At 39.8% G+C, this 23,555-nt stretch carries 19 protein-coding genes; 11 read left to right on the top strand and 8 right to left on the bottom strand.

What is annotated here, in order from left to right; translation table 11 throughout:
* Positions 1-157: 157 nt before the first annotated feature.
* Genes LPB86_RS08845 through LPB86_RS08835 form a run of 3 tightly spaced genes read right to left on the bottom strand, consistent with a single transcriptional unit; the run spans position 158 to position 1,750 of the window.
* Positions 158-652: a YfbM family protein gene (locus LPB86_RS08845; RefSeq protein WP_230642474.1), complete on the bottom strand. Its 495-nt coding sequence runs from the start codon at positions 650-652 to the stop codon at positions 158-160.
* 54 nt (positions 653-706) lie between these two features.
* A complete protein-coding gene (locus LPB86_RS08840) occupies positions 707-1,069 on the bottom strand; it encodes a DUF2200 domain-containing protein (RefSeq protein WP_230642472.1) in 363 nt (120 codons plus the stop codon).
* Between the two features lie 18 nt (positions 1,070-1,087).
* Positions 1,088-1,750, bottom strand: coding sequence for a hypothetical protein (locus LPB86_RS08835; RefSeq protein ID WP_230642470.1), 663 nt, complete (start codon positions 1,748-1,750; stop codon positions 1,088-1,090).
* Between the two features lie 185 nt (positions 1,751-1,935).
* Here LPB86_RS08835 and LPB86_RS08830 point away from each other — a divergent pair, with 185 nt between their 5' ends.
* From LPB86_RS08830 to LPB86_RS08810, 5 genes are all read left to right on the top strand, one after another.
* On the top strand, positions 1,936-2,541 hold the full coding sequence (locus LPB86_RS08830; RefSeq protein WP_230642468.1) for an RNA polymerase sigma factor: 606 nt from the start codon (positions 1,936-1,938) through the stop codon (positions 2,539-2,541).
* A 62-nt stretch (positions 2,542-2,603) separates the two neighbouring features.
* Positions 2,604-3,590, top strand: coding sequence for a FecR family protein (locus LPB86_RS08825; RefSeq protein ID WP_230642466.1), 987 nt, complete (start codon positions 2,604-2,606; stop codon positions 3,588-3,590).
* A gap of 85 nt (positions 3,591-3,675) precedes the next feature.
* Positions 3,676-6,807, top strand: a complete 3,132-nt coding sequence (locus tag LPB86_RS08820) for a TonB-dependent receptor (protein WP_230642464.1) — start codon at positions 3,676-3,678, stop codon at positions 6,805-6,807.
* Positions 6,808-6,841: 34 nt separating this feature from the next.
* The gene (locus tag LPB86_RS08815) at positions 6,842-8,386 is read left to right on the top strand and encodes a RagB/SusD family nutrient uptake outer membrane protein (protein ID WP_230642462.1); all 1,545 of its coding nucleotides are present in this window, start codon (positions 6,842-6,844) and stop codon (positions 8,384-8,386) included.
* A gap of 100 nt (positions 8,387-8,486) precedes the next feature.
* Positions 8,487-9,893, top strand: coding sequence for an alkaline phosphatase (locus LPB86_RS08810; RefSeq protein WP_230642460.1), 1,407 nt, complete (start codon positions 8,487-8,489; stop codon positions 9,891-9,893).
* Here LPB86_RS08810 and LPB86_RS08805 read toward each other — a convergent pair.
* On the bottom strand, positions 9,885-10,994 hold the full coding sequence (locus LPB86_RS08805) for a metallophosphoesterase (RefSeq protein WP_230642458.1): 1,110 nt from the start codon (positions 10,992-10,994) through the stop codon (positions 9,885-9,887). The two genes, LPB86_RS08810 and LPB86_RS08805, sit on opposite strands and share 9 nt — an antisense overlap.
* A 327-nt stretch (positions 10,995-11,321) precedes the next feature.
* On the opposite strand from LPB86_RS08805, the gene LPB86_RS08800 reads away from it, so the two are divergent.
* The 6 genes from LPB86_RS08800 to LPB86_RS08775 all read left to right on the top strand — a co-directional run bounded on the left by LPB86_RS08800 (position 11,322) and on the right by LPB86_RS08775 (position 15,752).
* A complete protein-coding gene (locus LPB86_RS08800) occupies positions 11,322-12,332 on the top strand; it encodes an AraC family transcriptional regulator (protein WP_230642456.1) in 1,011 nt (336 codons plus the stop codon).
* A 180-nt stretch (positions 12,333-12,512) separates the two neighbouring features.
* Positions 12,513-13,145 carry a hypothetical protein gene (locus tag LPB86_RS08795; protein WP_230642454.1) on the top strand — a complete coding sequence of 211 codons (633 nt, stop codon included), beginning with the start codon at positions 12,513-12,515 and terminating at the stop codon, positions 13,143-13,145.
* Between the two features lie 6 nt (positions 13,146-13,151).
* Positions 13,152-13,622: a MauE/DoxX family redox-associated membrane protein gene (locus LPB86_RS08790; RefSeq protein ID WP_230642452.1), complete on the top strand. Its 471-nt coding sequence runs from the start codon at positions 13,152-13,154 to the stop codon at positions 13,620-13,622.
* Between the two features lie 166 nt (positions 13,623-13,788).
* Positions 13,789-14,286: a MauE/DoxX family redox-associated membrane protein gene (locus LPB86_RS08785; protein ID WP_230642450.1), complete on the top strand. Its 498-nt coding sequence runs from the start codon at positions 13,789-13,791 to the stop codon at positions 14,284-14,286.
* A gap of 114 nt (positions 14,287-14,400) precedes the next feature.
* The gene (locus LPB86_RS08780; RefSeq protein ID WP_230642448.1) at positions 14,401-14,643 is read left to right on the top strand and encodes a hypothetical protein; all 243 of its coding nucleotides are present in this window, start codon (positions 14,401-14,403) and stop codon (positions 14,641-14,643) included.
* Between the two features lie 44 nt (positions 14,644-14,687).
* Positions 14,688-15,752, top strand: a complete 1,065-nt coding sequence (locus LPB86_RS08775; RefSeq protein WP_230642446.1) for a hypothetical protein — start codon at positions 14,688-14,690, stop codon at positions 15,750-15,752.
* 95 nt (positions 15,753-15,847) lie between these two features.
* Here the strand turns inward: LPB86_RS08775 and LPB86_RS08770 are convergent, their stop codons facing one another.
* From LPB86_RS08770 to LPB86_RS08755, 4 genes are all read right to left on the bottom strand, one after another.
* Positions 15,848-17,317, bottom strand: coding sequence for a peroxiredoxin (locus tag LPB86_RS08770; protein WP_230642444.1), 1,470 nt, complete (start codon positions 17,315-17,317; stop codon positions 15,848-15,850).
* A 59-nt stretch (positions 17,318-17,376) separates the two neighbouring features.
* Positions 17,377-18,780, bottom strand: coding sequence for a RagB/SusD family nutrient uptake outer membrane protein (locus tag LPB86_RS08765; RefSeq protein ID WP_230642442.1), 1,404 nt, complete (start codon positions 18,778-18,780; stop codon positions 17,377-17,379).
* Between the two features lie 10 nt (positions 18,781-18,790).
* The gene (locus LPB86_RS08760; RefSeq protein ID WP_230642440.1) at positions 18,791-22,114 is read right to left on the bottom strand and encodes a SusC/RagA family TonB-linked outer membrane protein; all 3,324 of its coding nucleotides are present in this window, start codon (positions 22,112-22,114) and stop codon (positions 18,791-18,793) included.
* A gap of 164 nt (positions 22,115-22,278) precedes the next feature.
* Positions 22,279-23,460, bottom strand: coding sequence for a FecR family protein (locus LPB86_RS08755; RefSeq protein WP_230642439.1), 1,182 nt, complete (start codon positions 23,458-23,460; stop codon positions 22,279-22,281).
* Between the last annotated feature and the right edge of the window lie 95 nt (positions 23,461-23,555).

Raw genomic sequence — 23,555 nt, 5'->3', positions numbered from 1 at the left:
TTACTGGAAATTTCAGGGTCTTATTAGGCATTGGTGCCATACCTCAAAACCTTGAGCGGAAACTCGTTGAAATTTTTAATTAACAGATTAGCGGGCGGTCTAAATAAACCGCCCGCTAATCTCCATTTCCAATAAACTATCCGTTTAGAATAATCTACTAGCTGAGGTAAGTTACTATAGCTTCTCCATTTTCTGCGGCAAGGCTATAAGCTTGTTTCAAGTTCACAAAATACTCGGCCAAGTAGTCGAACGCTTCATCCCCTTCATCCCATATCTCAGGATAGATCCCCAATTCTCCCATTTTATCAGGATCGAATTTTTGTTTCAAATCTGCGACTTCAATTTTCGAAATTTCTTTATTTATTTCAACAACTTGTTCAGGGGTAAGATAATGGGCTGGCCCATAGCCTAAGTCCTGCTCTTCGTCTATTAACTGCCCGCTAAATAAGGTACTCAAAAGCGGATGATCTGCCTCTGCCAAACTTTGGCCCGTCAATAAAAAAATAATTCCTTCCCAGGCTTTATCTAGATCAACCAAATTTGCGTCTTCTGTTTCAGTACCGTAAATTCGATCTTCAAGTAAAGAACTTTCTTCTAAATATTCTGCTAACTCAGTAGGTGTTACCCTGAGCAAATAACCGATCATACTCATATGCCAAAATCTTTATTTTTATACAATGCGCTTTATAACAATATCCCAGCCCAGCTATTTCCGCAATATCTTCTCCATCTTTCTACCCTTTGCCAATTCATCAACCAGCTTGTCTAGATACCTCACCTGCTTAGTCAAAGCATTTTCAATCTCTTCTATCCTATACCCACAAATTAACCCGGTAATGAGTGCTGCATTTGGATGTAATGAAGCTTGCTGAAAAAATGTTTCGAAAGTGGCTTTCTCAGCAATGAGCTCTTGAATTTTTGCCTCATCAAAGCCCGTTAACCAGGTGATAACCTGATGCAATTCTTCCTTTGCCCTGCCCTTTCGCTCAATTTTAGCAAGATACAAAGGGTATGCAGAAGCAAAGATCATCTTTGCAATACGCTGATGTTGTGTGGCAGAATCGTTCATGACATAACCAGGTAAATATTATACCGCTTTCTCCAATATATAGATGTACCCGCCATTCTGATAAAGGCTCAATTCAACCCACACCTCTGCCTTAGCAGTTTTAATGATATAGGTATTAACATGGCCAAGTGTGTACTCATTAACACCTATAATGGTATAAGCATGATCTCCTTCGGCCTCCAATAATTTTTGCCCTACTTTTTCTACCTGACCGGCCAACAAATTTGAGGATACCTTTACGCCACCAAGTTCTTTAATAACTTTATCATACTCCCGCTGTACCACCTCCATATTAAAAGGCGCAGCACCCTCCGAGATTTTATAGATATTGGTACTGTAGGTTTTGCCTTCCACAGGCATCAACACGCCATTAACCGCAAAATGAACAGTTTTTAAATCACTTTTGGTAATGTCATTAAACTTATAGTCGGCCGGTGCTTTTAAATACGGAAATGTGCCGATTTCTTTTGTGCTAAATGGAATATCCTTGGTATCAAAGCTAAGTTTGGTGCTATCTGCCGCCTCAGTTGTGCTGGTAACTTCAGTAAGGGTTTTATCCTGTACAGCTGTATCAGCAGCGTTTGTATTGGTTTTATTTTCAGAATTACAGGCAGAAATAAACAGTGTGCCAATAAGAGCAAGGTTTGCGGCAGTTTTAAATCCGGATTTTAAGTAAGTCATACGTTTATATTTTCTATTCAATATTTTTAAGTTCAGAGCAGATTTCAGGCCAAAAGCAAAAATTTAAAAAAGTTATTGGACTAGATTAACCACATCCCTTGTCCCAGGCATATTTAAACATCCTTAATATTAAGGTAACATGACAACTTTACTTTTGTAGCAACACCATTCAATAAGGGGGTTTAATGAAAGAACTATCGGACACCGCGCTTATTCAACAAATTATCACTTCTGATTACAATGCATTTACAGCACTCTATGAGCGGTACTGGAAGCAATTGCTAAAAATTGCCCTTAAAAAAATTGGCGATGAGGAAGATGCGTTAGATACGGTGCAAGAGCTATTTGTAGATTTTTGGCAAAAACGGGCTTTGCTAAACATAGAGAAATCTGTAGAAACCTATCTGGTATCGGCCTTATACCATAAGGTTTTTATGCTTTTTAGAAAGAAAGGCCTGGAAGAAAAACACCTGGAAAACTATGCCTATTATCTGGAACAGGCTGATGAAGCGTATGGTATTGAGGATGACCCTGAACTGATCCACACCGCCCTGGTAGGTTTTGTTGCGGAAACGATAGAAGGAATGCCAGAAAAAATGCGTGAGGTTTTTAACCTTAAATACAGGCATTCTTTAAGCATTATGGAAATTGCCAGCACCCTCAATATCTCTACCCAAACGGTAAAAAACCAGCTTAGCAATGCATTAAGCAAGCTCCGCAAAGCAGTGCAGCAGCAGGTGCCGGGTGCAAGTGCATCAATATTTATCATCTGGTTATCAGAACAACTGTAAGTTAATGTTTTCTTAACACAGTTGGTATAGTACCTTTTTCGTTTTCTGCAACTATCCGGTATATGCAGCAAGAAAAACAGCCTTTACAAGAACTCATTACTAAACACCTGGAAGGACAAGCCAGTCCGGAAGAGGAAAAACTACTACAGGATTGGCTACAGCAATACCATGCAGTAGCAGAACCTGGTGTAACTGAAAGTATGGGTGTATTGCTGAAGAAAAGGATAGACCTGGCCAATGGGCAAGCCCGGGAAGCCAAGGTGATAAAATGGTTAAAGCCTTTGCGCTATGCGGCTGCCAGTATTATTGTTTTAATAGCGGCAGTAACCTTGTGGCATCCAGAACCCAACGTTTCTAAAGCCAGAACCATACATTTTAGTAAAGCGCTAAACAGTGGTACAACACCGCGTACCATACATCTTAACGATGGCTCTACCGTGAACCTGGAAAGTGGTGCAGAACTGGTATGGCAGGTTCCCTTTGCAGCCGGCAGCAGAAAAGTAGAACTACATGGAAAGGCCTTTTTCAGTATAGCAAAAGATAAACAAAGGCCTTTTAGCGTGTATGCTGGCAACATATCTACTACGGCATTGGGTACTTCTTTCTGGGTAGATGATAGCAAAACAGGAAAGCGGGTGCAGGTAAAATTAATTACCGGTAAGGTGGTGATTAAGGAACACGCGGGCAAGTTTGAAAATACACTGGCTTTCTTGAAACCAGGACAAGAACTTAGTTATAACGCAGCTACAAGAAGAGCATTGGTTAACAACAGTTTATACGCTGCTGGAAAAACGACCAGTGATGAAAGCATCCACAGCAGTGCCGCCGCACAACTGATATTTGACAACACCCCATTAAACGAGGTATTAAACCGTTTACAGCAATTTTACCATGTAAAGATCAACTACAATGTGCAGGAAATTAAATCCATGTCTTTCTACGGAGAGTTTTCTGCTAAAGACAAGGTACAGAACATTTTAAACACCATTGCAATTGCCAATGAGCTTAACTTAAAAAGAGAAAACAATACATTCACAATTTCCAAATAAACAATCTTAAATACAAATAGGCATTAAAAACTGAACAGCCATCCGGAGGGCCGTAAGGGACGAATTTTGCCAAAAAACTTAAAAAATGCTTAGAGATATCAAAAGACAACTACTCATCAGGTACTTTACTTTTACCGTACTGCTGCTAGGTTTTAGCACAGGATTATACGCACAGGACACCGGAAACATTACCGTAATTGTGCAAACAGAAAATGGAGAAACTTTGCCCGGCGCATCTGTAATTTTAGCCAGCACTAAAAAATCATTTACCAGATCTGCAGTATCTGATGCTAAGGGAATGATAGCTTTTCAGACCGTACCGGCAGATTCCAGCTATTGTGTAACGGTTTCATTTGTGGGGTTAAAATCGCAGGTTCAATGTGGTTACATCCTTAAAAGGGGACAAAAGGTTACGGTAGTGGTAAAAATGAACGATGCCAGTTCTAAACAAATGGACGAAGTAGTGGTGGTAGGTTATGGCACCCAGCGCAAGGAAAACCTAACCGGGTCGGTTGGTGTAATCCGCGACAGCCAGATTGCAGGCAGACCAGTTACACAAATGTCTCAGGCACTAACGGGTTTAACACCTGGCCTGTACATTAATGCCAATACCGGTGAGCCGGGCAATGACCAGGCCAACATCAGGATCCGTGGTACCGGCACGCTAAATGATGCCAACCCACTCATCCTGATTGACGGGATTGAAGGCCCGCTGGATAACATTAACCCAAGTGACATTTCATCCATAAGTATCCTTAAAGATGCATCTTCGGCAGCCATATATGGTTCAAGGGCAGCAAATGGAGTAATATTGGTCACCACCAAAAGAGGCAAACTAGATCAAAAAACTGGTATCAGTTACAACCTGTATTCTGGAATTTCTACACCAACAGTACTTCCTGAAATGGTAACAGACAACCGTACTTACCTGCAACTTTATCGTGAAGCCATGAAAAACACTGGTGGGTCTGTAAGTTATACCGATGCAGACATTGAACGCTACGCCAACCTTCCTTCTACAGATTGGATGGATGTAATTTTCAGAGATGCGGCACCAATTACCCAGCATGCGGTTTCGGTGAACGGTGGCGGGCCAAAAGTTTCTTACCTGTTTTCTTCTGCATACCTAAACCAGGCAGGTTTACTGGATGGAGACCAAAGGTATAAACGTTTTAACAGTCGCCTTAACATGGACATGAAACTGAATGAAAAACTAAACGGTGGTGTATCGTTTTCCTATTCACGTGCCAACAGCTCTTTAGCCAGTCAGCAAAATGTAGAAGAACTTACAGGTAAGGGCAGCCTTGCTTTTGAAGGCGGCTTAACCCAACACCCCTTAACCCCTGTATTTGATGCATTAGGACGTTATGCTGGCCCGGAAGCTAAATTGGGCTTACGTAATGACCGTGCCAGCGGCCGTGCCATATTAGACCATCAAAATACTGGCGCACTGGGCAACGATTTATTGGGAAATGCCTTTTTAAGCTACGAGCCTTTTAAAGATTTTAAAATCAGGGGAACACTTGCCTTCAATAGTCAAACCCGGCACACGGAAGACATCAACAGCGAATTTAAACAGTACGACTGGATGACCGGAACACAACTCAGTGTGGCCAATCCGGGAAGCAACATGACAGATGTGCAATACAGCCTTTTCAACGTTACCAGCTGGCTTCAGGCTACTTACGAGAAAAGCTTTGGAAAACATTTTCTAAAAGGTCTTGCAGGTTTTAACCAGGAAACCTCTCAGCAACAAAGAAACAGGCTGTCTCAAGAGCAGTTTGCTACGCCAAGCCAAATCATTTTTGGAAAAGGAGCAACCACTACAGCAATTTCAGGTACCAAAGGAGAATGGGCATTGCAATCTTACTTTGCCAGGGCTAATTATGCCTATGATGGCAAATACCTTTTTGAAGCCAACATCCGCAGAGATGGTTCCTCACGCTTTGGTAAAAACAACCGCTGGGCCACCTTCCCTTCCTTCTCTGCAGGCTGGGTAGCTTCAAATGAAGATTTCTGGAACAAAGATCTAATCAGCCTCTTCAAGCTTCGTGCCTCATGGGGAAAGCTGGGAAACCAGAATACCTCCCTCTACCCTTTTGCCTCTCAAATGTCGCTTGGAAACAATTACGTATTTGCCAGTGGCCAGGTATCAGGCGCAGCCCTGTCTACCCTCGGTAACCCAGATTTGAAATGGGAAACCACAACAACTACAGATGTGGGTATGGAAATGAGCTTTTTTAAAGGCAAATTAAGCCTGGAAGCAGATTATTTTGTAAAACGTACCGATGATATTTTAACCCAATTGAGCAACCCATTGGTTACTGGTATTGTAAGCCCCACAATTGTAAATGCCGCTTCAGTAGAAAATAAAGGCTGGGAAGGAATGTTCAATTATAAAGACCGCATTGGTGCGGTTACCCTGGGTATTGGTGCAAATGTTACCTACATCAAAAACAAAGTACTGGCCATTAACCCTGCTTTGGCCGGAAAAGACGACCGTGTAGAGCTGAGTGCCATCAATAACATTTACCTCATTCGTGGCGAATCTATCAATGCCATGTACGGATACATTACAGAAGGTATATTTCAATCTGCAGATGAAATTAAAAATGCAGCAGACCATACCCTGTTTGGTGCCGCTAAGCCCGGAGATTTCAAGATCCAGGATACCAATAGTGATGGAAAAATTACGGAGGCGGACCGTGTAGTAATGGGCAACAGGCAGCCAAAATGGCTATATGGCTTTAATTTAAGCGCAGGATACAAAGGCTTTGATATTGCCGCTTTATTTCAGGGAATTGGAAAGGCCGATGCCTTTATCTCCCGCCTAAACGGTCCTTTCCCAAGAGCTGGTTTGCGCAAAATATGGGAAGAACGCTGGACTCCGGAAAACCCAAGCACTACCATGCCAAGTCTGTGGTCTGACAGGAGCGGGTACAACGGTAAAACAGTAGAAAGCTTACCTTCTTCCTTTTGGGTACAGCACAGGGATTACCTGAGGTTAAAAAATATCCAGCTGGGTTATACTTTTGATAAAGCAAAACTTAAACGCTTACCTGTACAAAGCATTCGCTTGTACGCAAATGCACAAAATTTATGGACCAAAACTAAATTCAAAGATTTTGATCCCGAAAGACTGGACACAGAAGCCTACGTAACCACTTCACTGCCACAGGCAAAAGTAATTACAGCTGGTATCAACGTAATTTTTTAATCAAAGGCCATAGCTAAAACAATAATTTATACAGATGAAAACTCAATATTTTGCACTACTGCTCCTGGTAATTACTCTTAGTTCCTGCAAAAAGGACCTGTTGGAAAAACTGCCTCAGGATGCTCTATCGCCCGAAGTATTTTACAGTGACGCCGCCAGTTTAAGACCAGGTCTTTTTGGTGTGTATACTTCCCTTCGGGAAGGTGCTGTATTTGGCAACCCAATTGAACTGGAAGGCATCTCAGACAATGCCATTTTAAATACCCGCGCGGCAGAATTTATCAACTTCTCTAAAGGTACAGGAGGCACAGATAACCATGAAAAGCTATCTGAATATTACCTGTACAATTACCAGGTTATCCAGCGGGCAAATGCCTTACTTGACAACATTGAGGCGCCCGGAGATATGGTGATCGCAGAACGCAACACTATCCAATCAGAAGCAAGGGTTTTAAGGGCATTGGCCTACATGCGCCTAAGCTACCTTTATGGCCGGGTACCGCTGGTAACTACTTCCATTTCCCGCACCGAGGCTTTGTCTCTAAAACAGGCATCCCATGCAGAACTGGTTCGATTCATTACCACAGAACTTAAAGATGCCGGCGACAAGCTGGATACAAAACCGTATGCTGCCCAAAAAGGCAGGATTACCCGCCAGGCTGCGCTGGGTATGCGTGCCAAAGTTTTAATCTATGAAGCAAGGATGGGCAATGGCAGCTGGGCAGATGCGCTGGCCGCAATCACAGAAGTTAAAACCCTGGCGCTTAGCGCAGGGGCAAAATTGCTAACCACAGGCGACGGAACAAACGGACAAAACAATTATGCCGCATTGTTTTTAGAAGCCAATGAAGACAATGCCGAAATACTGTTCCAGGTTAAGTTTGATGCTACCGTTGGACAAGGGCAATCCTTAAACAACAATTACGCCCCCAACCAGGCCAACCAAACCGGAAGGATTTCTGTACACACCAATTTTACCACAGATTTTTATGGTACAGATGGACTGGCCATTACGGCAGCAGGTTCCGTTTACAATCCTGCGCAACCTTACGTAAACCGCGACCCACGTTTACTGGCCAGCGTTTATTTGCCAGGTTTATCTTACTTTTTTGGCACTTACACTGGTCATGCTGGTAATGCTTCTGTAGAAACCGATTTTGCGGTTAAGAAATATACCTATGCAGACCTGACCACAGTAGACAGGGGCCTGGATGTGATTGTGCTGCGTTATGCAGACGTACTCTTGATGCTTGCAGAAGCAGAAAACGAAGTAAACGGACCAACTACAACGGCCTACAATGCCATCAACGAAGTTAGGGCAAGGGTAAAAATGCCAAATGTTAGCCTAGGGCTACTGGCCCCGGCTTTTAAAGAAGAGGTACTTCATGAACGCAGGGTAGAACTTGGCTTTGAAGGTCAGCGCTGGTTTGATTTGGTTACACTGGGCATTGCAGATACCAGGATAAATGGTATCAAAGAGCTGGGCCGTAAGTTCATTCCGGCCAAACAGGAGCTCTTTCCAATTCCAAAAAGTGAAATAGATTTAAACAACAACTTAACACAAAACCCAGGATACTAACCTGGCGTAAGCAGGCTTTGCATAATCTTAACCTTTAAATAATGTGTTAAGATTATGTTTGCCCTGTTTACCTTAACGCTCCTTAACACCAATATTTAAGATGAAGAGAAGAGACTTTTTTAAGAACAGCAGTCTGATTGTTGCGGGAACAGCTTTGGCCCCAATTACGGCACTTGCTGCAGAAAATAATACTGAAGGCTTTGCAGGCAAAACAGCAAAAAACATCATTTTCCTGGTTAGTGACGGGATGAGTACCGGTACCTTAAACATGGCCAATCTTTACCTGCAACGCAGGGATGGAAAACAAAGCAACTGGATTTCCCTTTACCAGGAGCAAAAAGGAACAAGGGCATTAATGGATACTGCTTCTGCAAATGCATTGGTTACAGATTCTGCAGCCGCAAGTTCTGCCTGGGGCGGCGGGGTAAGGGTTAACAACGGATCTATTAACGTAGGTCCTGATGGTACCCAGCACAAACCTATTTTACAAAAATTTAAAGCAGCGGGCAAAGCAGTAGGCTGTGTAACCACAGTGCCCATTACGCATGCTACCCCTGCCGGTTTTTGTGTAAACTCTGATGCCCGCAGCGACCAGGCTGGCATCGCCCTTCAATACCTTGAGCTGCGTTTTGATGTCATGATGGGTGGAGGAACTGAGTTTTTTAGCGCAGAAAAAAGAAAAGACAAAAAAGATGTATTTGGTAGTTTTGTGCAAAAAGGTTATACCGTTTTAAGAAACGGTACTGATTTCAGAAAAAATATTCCCGCAGGCAAACCAGTACTGGGCGTATTTTACGAAGACGGTTTACCTTACAGTTTAGACCGCAATCAGAACGCCGGATTGATGAAAGATGTACCTTCACTGGCTGAAATGACAAGTACCGCTATTGGCTTAATGAAAAACAATAAAAATGGCTTTGTACTACAGGTAGAAGGTGGAAAAGTAGATTGGGCAGCCCATGCCAATGACATCGGCGGATTGATTAACGATCAGCTGGCTTTTGATGAGGCCGTAGGCGTAGCTTTAAAATTTGCAGATGAGCATAAAGATACCTTAGTTATCATCACTACAGATCATGGAAATGCCAATCCGGGTTTGTTCTCTGCCGGAGGCGATGTGAACGTTAATTTTGATAAGATCCAGGCTTTTACGCAGACCAATGACCGCATTCTGAATGGCATCAGCAAAACAGACTCGGCAAAGCAGGTCATTGAAAAAATTGAAGCCGGACAAAAAATCGTCATTACCAATCCCGAGGCAGAGGCTTTGCTGGCACATTACACAAACCTGGATGGTGATGGTTTGTATAACCCCCGGAAACTTCCTTTTAAACTGCTTGCAGAAATTCAATTTAAGCATACCTCTGTAGGCTGGGGCTCTATGGGGCACTCGGCAGATTACGTAGAATTGGCCATGTACGGACCGGGATCCGAACTGCTAAAACCCTTCGTTAAAAACACAGATCTTCATCACCTGATGCTTAAAGCAACGGGCGTATCAGCATAAAATACTAAAATGGTCGGACAGGCTTGCAACAGGCATGTCCTCCATTTCTGCATCATGAGGGATAATGTAATAATAACCGTTGATGCTCAAGCCCTCTTCCCCCCTTTTGATACTCAGCTTTAAAAAACCATTGTTAGCTGTAAAAGCCTTTTGCAGGCTTACCTGATCAAAAAGTGGGCTCTCGTTTGTAAACCTATCGTCTTCCAGGTCTGCTATACTATGCAATTCATCAAAACCTCCAGAACCACAAACAATAAAGGTAAGCGCCTTTCCGTCCTTATACTGCTTACTAAACCGCTGGTAATTGTGCACATGTCCGCTTAAAACCAGATCAGGCCTGATGCCTGTTTCTTCAAATACCCCTTCTAAAAATTCAATCATCGCCACACTAGAACCATGATTTACATCCGCAGAATAAGGCGCATGATGCAGACAAACAATTAATGCCTTTTCCGTTCTCAAGCCCGCTGCGGCTTTAAGTTCTGCTACAAACCAGGCACGCTGCTCTTCAGTAATGACCCCAAATTTTGGCACATTGCTGTGTAAACCAATAATAGTAGCTACGGGCGTTTCCAATGTCCAGTAAATATTGGGCTGTATCATACTATTTCTGGCAGATCCGGAGCTAAAAGATACCGGACGCGATTCCGTGTCACAAAACACGGTCTTAAAAGCATCCAGGCTTTGGTAAGGTTCCTGGCATAGTAAGTTTACATCACTGTCATGATTTCCCGCAATGGCAAATATAGGCCCCGGATAGTTTTTATAAGGTGTAAAGAACTGTTTTGCATATTGGCTTGCCTCGCCGTGGTGGTAAACTAGATCTCCCAGGTGATATAAAAACTGTGGCTGTGCTTCCAGATCCGGGCAGTTTCTGTACTGCCTTGTCATTTCTTCACTCACCAAACGCTGAAATGAAGGATTAAGCAGGCCCCCGGTATCTCCAACCAGGTGAAAAACCAATTGCGTATCGCTTACTATTGGTTTTATTTTTTCCAGGGATAAACGATAAGGGTACTGACCAGAAGGTTGCGGCAAAGGCAGAAATTTATAATTGTCGTCTGGCTGATTCTTTTTAATTACGGGCGTACTAAACTTCATAACGCAGGTAAAGGTAAGCCCATCGGGTGAAAAAAATGCTAACAATACATTACCAATTGGTGATATGATGTATAGATTACATTGCGTTAAGCCTGTTGTCTGGCAAGGCTATGCCTAATTGTAACTATCATATACTATTATTTTCTTAACCCACTATACAAATTGCACTAAAGCCCTACAAACAGCCTTTAATAGCAAATATGCAGGGTAATCTATCTCTCTATTTAATATAATTATTTAGGTAATATAATTTTTTGCAACAATTAACTTGACACTCTCAATTAGAGTATTTATATTTGGTCAACCTAAATTTAATTCTCTCCTTTAATGAAGCCAAATATTACCTTACATTTCAATGCCCTTAACAGCCAAACGCTAGATCATTCCAAGAGGAATGCTTCTGAAGTTTCCATGCCCTTTGGCGAAACCACGCTCATTGCCATTGCCGAAGGAGTGGTTATCCACCAAACCTTCAGTTCTTACCTGTGCTTTATCGATATTCTTGAATATTCTCTGGACCGCCCCCTAAAGCTAAATTATTCTATGGCCAATACGGCCAACATGCTGCTCATCAACTTCAATTCTATTAGCAAATGCAGAGATGAGTCTAAAACGCTGCTTTTCGAAGTTGAAGAACCTAGCTGCTGTATGCTCCTCCAGCAACAAGGAGACTATATAGCTGATTATGAAGCCGGTAGTCACAAAATTATTTTACTCACCATTAGGCAAGACTGGCTTTCCAGCAAAACAACAAACTTCCCACTCTTTACGCCTTTAATTTCCCCTACCCAAGCCGTATCTACCCCATTAGCTCAGCTACCTAAATGTCCTTTAACTACTGAAATACAGGCACCCATAAACTTCATTAAAAACCCTAAAAACCATTCAGAAAACCGGCAAGAAAACGCCATCTATGCTTCGTTATTTGATTTATTAAGTGGATATCATAACCTGCTAACCAAAAAGCAATATTCAAAAAGCGTAGTACACAAACAAATAAAAGCTGCCTTTCAAAAACTACTGGATGAAAACTTTAGTACTGAACTTGTTGATGATAAAAGCTTTTTCACCAACCAACTCCGCATTTCAGAGACAGAGTTAAATAAGTTTTGTAAAGAAGTGTTAAAAACACCCCTGCACCGCTATGTTATAGACTATCGCCTGCTCCGTGCATTCAAACTCGTCATCTTCTCTGATAAAAAAATCAATGTCATTGCCAAAGAAGTAGGCTACTCAGATCCCCACTTTTTTAGCCGCGCATTTAAGAAAAAACATAACATCACACCAGAAGAATTGCGGAATTTTTGGAAAGGCTCCAGAAAACCACTCAGCTCATAGCAAAATATACTTAGCAAAATAAGCCAAATTAATTTGGTGGACTATATTCCATATAAATCTATAACTGACTATAAAACTATCCAGAATAATCTATTTTATTTGATTTATTATGAATATAAATTAGTCTTTTTAAAGCACTTACAACATAAGCAAAAGAATTAGTAACCAAATGTACCCCCCATGAACGTTATTTACGATACAGCTCATAAAACAGAAGTCATTTTAAGGTATCTTGTGCCAGCGCTAGGATGCCTTGGCAAGCTCGAAAATGATAAACTTGCCGATCTGGTAAACCGATGCAGGTTTCATTCTGTTTTAAAAAATCAAATCTTAGAAAGCCCCGGCCCCCGCCAAGAAGGCTACCTCTGGTTTACCATTCAATCTTTCTGTCAAAGCTACAACTACAACCATTTAGAAGGCAATAAGAGCGGAACCCGGATTTGGCAAAAAAGAGAATTTATCTTTTATGACTGGAGCCTTTTAGATGGCGAGCTGCGGGGCGATAGTTTACAGATCTTAGAAAGTGGCGACATCATTTCTATCAGTTATCAAAACGTGATAGAACTTATGGATAAGTATGATGACATTAGAGAAGCCATAAAAGACTTATCCAGAAAAAACGCGGCCTATTATCACCATAGAAATCTCTTGCTAAACCTCCCCCCGGCCTTAAGGGTTAAGCAGTTTAGAGAAGAAAACCGGGCTTTTGTAAATTGTTTTAACCAGGAAATCCAGGCTATGCATGTTAATCTATCGGTTAGGGCTTATTACAATCAGCTTAAAAAATTACAAGCCAATACAGTAGCAGGTTAAGCCTTTATGGAAACAACAGCAACAAATTCGTCTTTAGATCAGCTCTCAAAGAAAATCCTTCAATACATGGTAGATGTTATTTCCTATGTTTTTGTAGGCTTATTTTTATATACCGCTATAGATAAGCTTTCGGAGATCAGGCTCTTTACCCAGTTTATCAGTAAGCTTTATGTATTGCAGGCTGCCGGGGCCTACCTGGCCTGGGCCATCCCTATCATAGAAATCATCATTTGTGGCTTGCTGCTAATACCAGCTACTAAGACCTGGGGCCTAAAAGCCACTGCCTGGTTAATTCTTGTATTTACCGGCTACCTCGTTTTTATAAAATACAACATGCCTGTTCCCCCATGCAGTTGCGGAGGGGTATTGAGCAACTTATCCTGGAATGAGCATATCATGTTCAATGTAAACTTAATTGTTATTGCGTATGCGGGCATTGTCCTTTCTGGCATCGTTAAACATAAAAACCACAATTAAACAGGCATTCAGCTAATTCTGTCATACAATTCGGCACTTGTGCATAACTTCTTTCGGCACATGTGCCTGTAAAAAGCTGGCATATGTGCCTAACACTTGCGTCTCTTTTCTGCTGACATTTGGTTTAACAAAACGATAGCAACCTAAAACTAAAAGTACCGATGTTATGAAAAGAACGGAGATGCAATTGAACACAGAAAAAGCCAAGTCATTTCAATTTAACAAGCAAATGTTTATTGATGCTATTGCCGCACTTTTTGTTCTATTGTTTTTATATACTGCTACCAGTAAACTGGCAGAGTATGATAAATCACTACTGCAAATGTCTAAATCTCCAATCATTACAGATTATGCTTACTTTTTGGTATGGCTGGTACCCGCTGTAGAAATTATCATTGCCATTCTATTGATGATGCCACGTACAATAATGATAGGCTTATATGGCGCCTTTAGCATGATGACCTTATTTACCGCTTATATCATTGCCATTCTAAACTTTAGTGACACCATCCCCTGTAGCTGTGGCGGTGTATTAGCCGCTATGGACTGGAACCAACACCTTATTTTCAATATTGTATTTATGATCCTGGCTATTGCAGGAATCATTTTACAGGCAAAAGTTGAGGAGGGTAAAAAGACGAAAGACAATAGTCTTTACATATAATGACATAAAAGGAATACCCGAGAGGTATTCCATAAAAATATTCTTTGGCCAATTGAATCAGGAGAAGCTGAAAACCTGCAATATAGTAAGCACTTAAACAAAAAACCAATTAAAATGAAAAAATTATTCTTTGCCGCTGCATTAGCTATAGTAGCTGTAGGCGGTGCAATCTCTGTAAATGCCGAGACTTTTTATTCTGCAAATGGAAGCCAACGCTATGTTTGTAACGGCGGTGCTGTATCTTGTGCTTCACAAATTGGAAGTACACCAGTCTACCTTATCAATGCCCCTGAAGGACAACAAGGGCCTGCTGTTAACCCTAGCGAATACGAGGATCTGCTTTTCACAAGTAACTAAACCAGAGTGGGCGAGCTAAGAACTCGCCCCTTTTACTAAATCTTATGAAAAAGGTTGCAATTATTATATCTACAATAATTATTAGCATTTTAATTCTAATAAGCATATTGACTTCAACGGGCACTAACCAGAAAGTTAATTCGTTTCAAAGAAAATTTTCAAGTATCCATTTTAGATTGAAAACTGCCACTTTACTGCCGAATAATTTATTTGGTTTCGTTGGAGACTCAGATCAAGCCGTCTTTTTAAACAACTACTCCTATACACACCAAAAATACATATATAAGATTGATCTTATAAATAACCGTATTGATACAACCCCAATCATCTACCCTCCCCTATTCAATATCGAGGCACATAACATCTACAAAGATTACTATAATGGGTTGACCTATGCGAGTAACCCTTATGGAGACATTGCAATATGCACCCATAATGCAGGGAAGTATTTTAGGATCTTAAAGCCACGCCTCGATGTTATTAAGACCATTTCGCCTCAAACTATTGTTGCACGATTTCGATATAATACCAATAAAAATATTAACAGAGGTTTAATTAAAATTAGTTTATCAAAACAAACCAAAAAAAAACATTTTTTCTTTGAGCCAAAATCAGATGCCTTCTTTGCAAATGACGGATTATTGATATATAATTCCAACAATAGTAAAATAATATATATGAACTATTATCGGGGGGAATTTCTTACTCTTGATACAAATCTGGCACTACTCTACAAAGGAAAAACAATCGACACAGTTCTAAATCCAACAATAAAGACTGGAATTTCAAACATAAAAACGCAGGATGGAAATAACACTAAACAACTAACTCTTAGCACACCACCAAAATTTGTCAACAAATTTATAAGCAGTTCAAATAACAATATTTTTATTTTATCAGCTTTAAAAGCAGATAATGAAGTGGGATCTGAACGTACGCACAATACAATTGATGTATATGATATAAAAACAGGCACTTATAAATATAGCTTTTATATACCTAACTATCAAGGTCGAAAATTAGATCAATTTAAAATTATCGATCATACCTTATTTGCGATACATGGAGCATTTTTCATAAGCTATGCTTTTAATGAAAATATCGAATAGTCATCACTGGCTACCTAAGCAAAACTATTCTCTGATGTTACTGAAAGTACTCTTAATAAAACCCATTAAATCATACCTCTTTCAAAAATGATATACTAGTCTGAGAGTACTTCATTTATTTTCAAAGTTATTGCTTCCGCCGTGGTATTATAAGACTGGTACCTAATAACCCCATTTCCATCAACAAGCATGAGATATGGCCCCCCTTTCACATTGAAATATTTCATAAATGGATGATTCAATCCATAGCCATTTTTATCTTTAAAACCTCCTGTATACACATTGACATAATCAAGCGAGGTATAGAGTTTGCTTTCAATGCCTTTTAGCCATTTTTCTTTATTCCCGTCAAAATTTATGCTTAGAACAATGAAGTTGGCCTTGTCTTTAAATTTTGGATAAACTTTCTTTTCAAAATCATTGTGGAAATTAGCACAACCGCTACATCCTAAAAACCATGCATCTATCAAATAAATCGTTCCTTTTAGTGAGTTAAGCTTGAACATTTTGCCATCTAAGCCGACAAATTCCGCATCAAAGATGCGAGTATTACCGTTAACTTTAGCGAGGTCTTCAATTTTTTGCAAAACGGCTCTTTTTACATAAGGCACTTTGATTAGCGATGCAGCATCGTTATATAAAGAGTCTTTCGTATGATTATCAAAATCTAAAAAATAGATATAAGGAACCTTGCTAAATATAAAAGTACCGAAGAGGCGATCTCTCAACGTCCCTGAATAATGACTTTTTATCCTATCATAATATGTCTTGATTTCGATTTTATCGCTGTTACGAAAAATCATCAAATCCAATATTTCCCTTGATGATAGGTTAATGATATATTTAGGACAAAACAAACTTAAAGTGGTTGGATTATCAAAAAATTCTCCTTTATACTTTAAATACACTTGACTAATTTGATAGCGATAAGCCGGCATCTGTTGAAAAAGCCACGTTAATCGCCAGACCCATTCTTCATTGTATGCAGCGAATTCATAATTGATAATTCTTTTCATTTCAGCATTAACTCGTGCAGTATTAATTAGATTAAGCTTCTTAGCTTTGAACCTTCTTATTAAGTTACTAACTTGGTTCAACTTAACATCCAATTCCTTCCAATTATCAACCGGATACTCTAAACCAATCATACTTAAACTTGGATAATAATATTTGGAAAATTGCCTATGTAGTTTGTGTGTAAGATTATACTTGTTGCAACCTTGGCCGGAGAAATAAACTGAATCTAGAGTCTCTGCTTTTAAAACAATCCGCATTTTAATATCATCGCCAGACTCGGCATACCCATCGTAACTCCATAATCCTCTTACTTCAAGAGCATATGCATTATAAATATATAAATGTATCTTATATGGTTTATTTAGATCTGGCAAGTTAAAGCTAAAGTGGCCATTGCTATCAATAGCTATAGATAATGAATGGTGACCTGTTTGGACAAAGCCATCATCGGACTCATAATCAACTCCTAATGACTTATATCTATCTTTTAGATCCACATTCACTATTTGTCCCGTAAATCTCAATTGTTTTTTTAACGTTTCCGCCATAGTTATGTCAGTCAGAAACAGAAACAAAGAAGCAATAAATATCAACCGCATTATCTTTCTCATAAATTATCTAAATAACCTGGATTTTGTGTAATTGCAGGATTTCTACTCCTCTCGTCAAACGGAATCGGATATAGCAGATCCGTTTGCTGCCAATTAGATTTAACGGTAGACAAAATTTCGTTTGCCCTCCCCGTTCTTGATAAATCAAGCCAACGATGCCCCCACTCTGTAAAGAGTTCGACACGCCTTTCCTGTTCAACGGCTAATAATGCTAATGGTTTGTCAAGATTAGGGTCCAACGCAGGAAGAGGATTTGGCATACTTGCAGTAGAGCTCGGTCTCGCTCTTGTGCGTATGATATTGAGATCGGATATCCCTTCCTCAATCTTTCCAGCTTGATTTATTCTTGCTTCAGCCCTTATAAGATATTGTTCTGCTAGTCGAAGTACCATTGAATATTCTGTGACTGCTGTGGATGAACGAACCTTGTACTTGAAAGGATAAAAATAAGTTTGAGTTCCAATTGTAAGACTGTTTATCCAACTGGATCTCCTTCTATCGTTAGCTTCGAAAGCATTGTTTACAAAATTGCTATTTAGAGATACAGAAGTTGGTGCAGCTGTTAGAATAAAATTAAGGCCATCTTGTGTATTACTATTTGCTGCTGGCATAAGTTGCCATATTGCCTCTTGACTATTGGCTAAAAACACTGAATTTATGTCAACCAAACTATAGGTTGTCTTTGAAATGACCAGAGAAGCATATTTTTCAGCATTCACCCAGTCCTTAAGATATAAATATGTTCTTGACAACATTGCCCAAACAGCTGACTTATTTGGCCTAACCCTGCCAACCGTGGGGTAAGATTCAGTAAGCAAATTTTCCGCGTTCATAAGGTCAGCTATAATTTGCTCGTAAACTTGCTTAGACGGTGTTCTTGGTTCCATTTGCGTAATCCTATAATCTGTTGTAAGTTGTAAAGGCACTGCACCGTATAAATTTACTAGGTAGAAGTAAGCGAAAGCACGGATAAACATAACTTCACCCTGTAGCTGGACTTTAACAGGCGGCGTCACACCATTTGAACCAGAAAGCCCTTCTAAAACTGCGTTTGCCGCATAAATCGTTTTGTATAAACCTGAATATAAAGCCTGAAGACTTGAAAGGTCTGGCGTTAGTGCATTTTGGTAAAAAGGTATATTTAAAGCTGAATAACCAACCAGATCATCTGAAGACATCCCTGCTTGATTACTAATACTTCCAGAGCCACCAGAAGCATACCCAGAAGCCGACATCGTTGCATATATTCCAATCACAGCAGATGTGGCTTGATCATTATTATCGAAAACAGTAGATTGAACTAAACTGCTTTTGGGTGGGTCTACTCCCAAAAAGTTTTTGCAGGAAGTTTGCTGAAATACAATAACAAAAAATAGATATTTAAAATATTTCTTTCTCATAACAACTAATTTAAAATGTGACATTTAATCCCATTACTACGGTGCGTAAGGGAGGGAGGTTAAGATTTTGTGTTTCAGGGTCAAGGCCAGCATATTTGGTTAGTGTAAACATATTTTGCCCCTGAATACTTAATGCAGCATCGCTAATTTTTAATACTGAAAGAAAACGTCTTGGCAGTGAATAACTCAATGAAACATTCCTAAGTCTGAAATAAGAGGCGTCAGCCACCGAAAGATTGCCATAATTTTTAACGCTTGTATTTAATGAATTATTCGCAGAAATTGTCGTAAACTTTTGATACAAAGATACGTCGCCTGGCTGTTGCCAACGGGAAAGCACATCTGATAGTTGGTTTACAGTTTGAATGCTAGCAAGCCATCCTCCCGCAGTTCTGGACGCCAAAATTCTATCATTCCTACCTTTTTGATTTACATAGAAAAAACTAAAATCAAGATTAAAACGTTTATATTTAAGGGAATTTTTTAATCCGCCATAGTATCTCTGACCAACAAATTCAATAAGGTAACGATCACCATCATCTATAATTCCATTATTATTTTTGTCCTCTGCAACATATAGTCCTGTCTGTGAATTTACAGTTATATTATAGGCTTTAAGAATAGATAATGGCGAGCCGACTTGATATATCGCTGCATTTGAAGAAGTTTCTAATCCCGGGTATGTCAGTAATTTATTCCTTGGTACAGTCAAATTAAAATTAACATGCCAATCCAAGTTCTTCCTCTTAAGAAGTTTAACATCTAGGCCTACTTCCCAACCAGTATTTTGAATCTTTCCTGGCAGATTAGCATTTACTCCTCCAAGGCCAGTACTCAACGGCAATGTTTGAAATAATAGCTGATTAGAAGATACATTTTTATAGATTGAGATTTCTAAGCCTACTTTATCCTTAGCAAAACCTAATTGCAAAGCAGCTTCGAGTTTCCGATTTGTTTCCCATCCAAAATCAGCATTGGCAGCAGAGGTGCCTGGGGAAAGCGCTGACACCCCCTGATATGTCCCAGTATTGTTCCATAGCTGTAAATATCCATAATCTGCAATCTGATCGTTACCTGTCACCCCATAGCTAGCCCTAAGTTTCCCAAAGTTTAAAAAGCCAAAATTTTGTCCTATGAAATTCTCTTCAGAGAATACCCACGCTGCACCAATTGCACCAAAGTTTGCAAACTGGCGATCTGAACCAAACCTACTTGAGCCGTCTCTCCGAGCGGTCAGATTTAAAATATACTTACTTTCATAATTATAGTTAATTCGTGCATAGACTGCCGTATATCTGTATTGGGAAAAAATGTTTTGATTAGTTGTCAATAACGCTGCAGATCCAATTACATCCATTAGATCATCACTACTAAAACCAGCACCTTGAATAGTTCTGATCTGATAGTCATTAGTCTGAGCACTCATCCCAACTAATACCTCTGCCTTACCTGAACCTATGCTAGATTGATACGTGATCATCGGCTCAACGATTAAGCTGTTATTATAGTTAGCTCCAAATAAACTTACCCTATTAGCCGAAGTGAAGCCGAAGGCCGGAGAATATGATGCCAAAGGAGTTTTCTGCAACTCATCTCTTTTAATTGTTGTGTATCCTATAGACGTTTTTAAAATAAGACCTTTAACAATACGATAGTTCAAAGATATATTGCCAACAAAGTTGTCCGTACTTGCATCACTTGTCTGCAGTAGCAAAGCGAAGGGATTTACTTGCACGGTATTATTGCTCCACGTAAGTTTATCGTATTGGTCATAAGAACTAGGCGAATTAGGTGGTAATAACATATATTGTGTTAAATCAGTAATCAACTGATCGCTTTGAGTATGGCTGTAATTTGCGATGAAACTTGCACTAAAACGATCTAATGACGAACCGATATTAAAGTTTGAAATCATGCTTGCTCTATGAAAACCGAAATTACCTGGGAAAACAGACCCTTCTTTATAAAAGTTACCACTTAGCCGGTAATTACTCTTTTCTGAACCTCCACTAATACCAAGTGAGGCATTCATAGCTGGAGAATTTCCTCCAATTAGCTCTTTTTGCCAATCAGTATAATTATTAGCATCCCATGTCCCGTTCACATCATAATCGGTGGCGGTTGGCGACAAACCATCGTTCTTAAAGGCTTCTCTTCTCATGGAAATATATTGTTCAGAATTTAATAGAGCAATTCGATTTCCCACTTGGCTATATCCCTGTGCTACCGAAGCATCAATCCTGTTATTTCCAGACTTACCCATTTTTGTGGTAATTAAGATTACTCCGTTTGCCCCACGAGATCCGTAAATAGCTGTGGCATCTGCATCTTTCAGCACTTCAATGCTTTCTATATCACCAGGGTTGATCAAGCTTAATGGACTTACTCCGGCCGTCCCTAATATGTTGCTAGTATTTCCTCCCGAAATCCTTGTGGATGGGTAGATGACATCATCGATAATATATAGTGGATCATTTCCACTATTAATGCTATTTCTTCCTCGAATCCGAACTGTAAATGCTCCGCCAGGAATACCGGTCTGCTGAGTAATTTGAAGTCCAGTTATATTTCCCACAAGCGCCATTAAAGGATTATTAACAGGCTGTTTTCCTATCGTCTCTGCGGTAACCTTAGAGATATTCCCTGTCCTTTCTCTATCCGTCACCGTGTAATACCCTGCATTAATTTGCACTTCTTCAAGCTTTCCTGCACCCAGCACCATCTTAATGGTTCCAACATTTTCCGTTGCTTTAACCTCCTGCTGATCGTATCCAATAAAAGAAACAACCAAAATGGCATTCTCTTCAACTCTAGTCAAGGTAAAAACCCCTTCTGTATTTGTCTTGGCAGTTTTGCTACTACCTTTTACCAAAACAGTTGCGCCTGGTAATGGGCTTCCTGTTTCATCTACCACTTTACCTATAACATCAATTAAAGCAAACAACGAAGTAATCCGGTCAACAATAGATTTTTCCTTAGCTTTAACCAGAATCGATTTGTTCTTTTTAATCTCGTAAACAAGGGGTTGCCCTGCAAAGCACAATTCAAGCACCTCCTGGATTGTTGCGTTTTGTACCGCAATAGATACTGGTTTAAACTCTTTTTCAGAAGTTTTTTCGTGGATAAAATAATAACCACTTTGCCTAAATATCTCTTGATTAAGCTTAACAATATCAACGTTTTTATAGTTAAGACTTATTTTTTGCCCATAACTACTTGCGCTTACCTGCATAATAGCAGCAATTAAAAAAATGACGGTTAGCCTCATAACCCGCAACAATTTAGGGATATAACCCGGCGGGTTATACCAGTTTGTTTGGTAAATTTTGTACATTCGTTTTCGGTTTAGTTTGCAGCGGTTGCCTGTTATTTGAAAGTTCCGGCAATTCGCATCGGTTGATAAGTTGATTTCAATTTGTTAAGGCTTGCTAAATCTTAGTTGGTTCTGATGCCCGTCAGAGCCAACTTTTTTATTTTAGATCACCCTTTTATGCTTCTTTATTTAAGTACGGTGACCCTCCTTCCCTCAATTTTAAAGTGAACTTTTCCTGTCTGTTCCATAACCTCCAGCACGGTAGAAATATTAGCCGTACGTGGTATTAAACCTCCAATTTTTATATCCGTCGGCTCGCATTTGTAAATAACCTCTACATTGTACCACCTGGATATTTTATCCATAATACCCTTAAAATCTTCATGATAAAGAAGGAAGTATCCGTTTTTCCAAGCCATTACATCATCAACATCAGCTTGCTTAACAGCCAACTTATTATCTTTAAGTATGGCTTGCTGCCCTGGCCCTAACTTTATACTTGATTGCTTTGCCGTAGAGGATTGTGCATTGGAAAGCACGCTGACCAATACCGAACCTTCAAGTAATGTTGTTTTCACAGCAGGTTCTTCAGGATAGCTATTTACATTAAAGTGAGTACCCAATACCTGTATTTCTTGTTTATCGGTAAGCACTGTAAAAGGCACCTTTTCTTTTGATGCTGGAGATTTTAATTCTCCGCTTTTAGCCGCAGGTTTAAACACCTTTGAAACCTCAAAGTAAGCTTCGCCCAAAAGATAAACTTTACGCTCAGTAGCATTGGCTACATTACTAAACTTAAGTGTAGAGTTTGCATTAAGCCAAACCCTGGTACCATCTGATAAGGTAATTTGGTATTCTCCACCCTTTGGAGTAGTTATCGTCATATCCAATCCAGATGGAATGGATTTGTCAGTATTGCTTACCGAGGCCCCATCATTATAGCTTAAAGTATTTAAATCTATAACCACTCCTGTTTTGGCGCTGTCTAATTTTATAACCCGTCCATTACTTAAGGTAAGCGTAGCTTTATGCCCACCCGGCGCTACATCATTTGCGTAAACAGATACGGCATTATTTTCTTTATTTTTTGCCTCATAAAAATACAAACCAAAATAGGTAAGTAGAATTACAGAGGCCGCTACAGCAAAGCGTACAGACCAAAGCTTAAATTTATTGGAAACAAAATTAGCAGCAAACCGCCTGTCCATCTCTTCTATATTCTCACTAAATATTATAGGGTCTCTGAGTGGAGAGGCATGCTTACCATGCTGCAAATACCAAAGATCCAAATCCCTTTGCTCCTTTTCTGAGAGTGGGATATTTTCTCTAATTTTTGCAAATAGCTCTTCAGCTTCTAAATTGGTCATAGGTTTTTTTTTAGTATAAGTTATGTTAACAAGTACGTAACACTCAGTTTACATTCCCTTTATATAGAGTAATACGGCAATACAGGTATTTGGTA

The sequence above is a fragment of the Pedobacter sp. MC2016-14 genome, from assembly GCF_020991475.1.
In the GTDB taxonomy this organism is placed as follows: Bacteria; Bacteroidota; Bacteroidia; order Sphingobacteriales; family Sphingobacteriaceae; genus Pedobacter.
The sequence above is the reverse complement of the archived record's forward strand: the minus strand, read 5'-3'. Positions and strand labels throughout refer to the sequence as shown.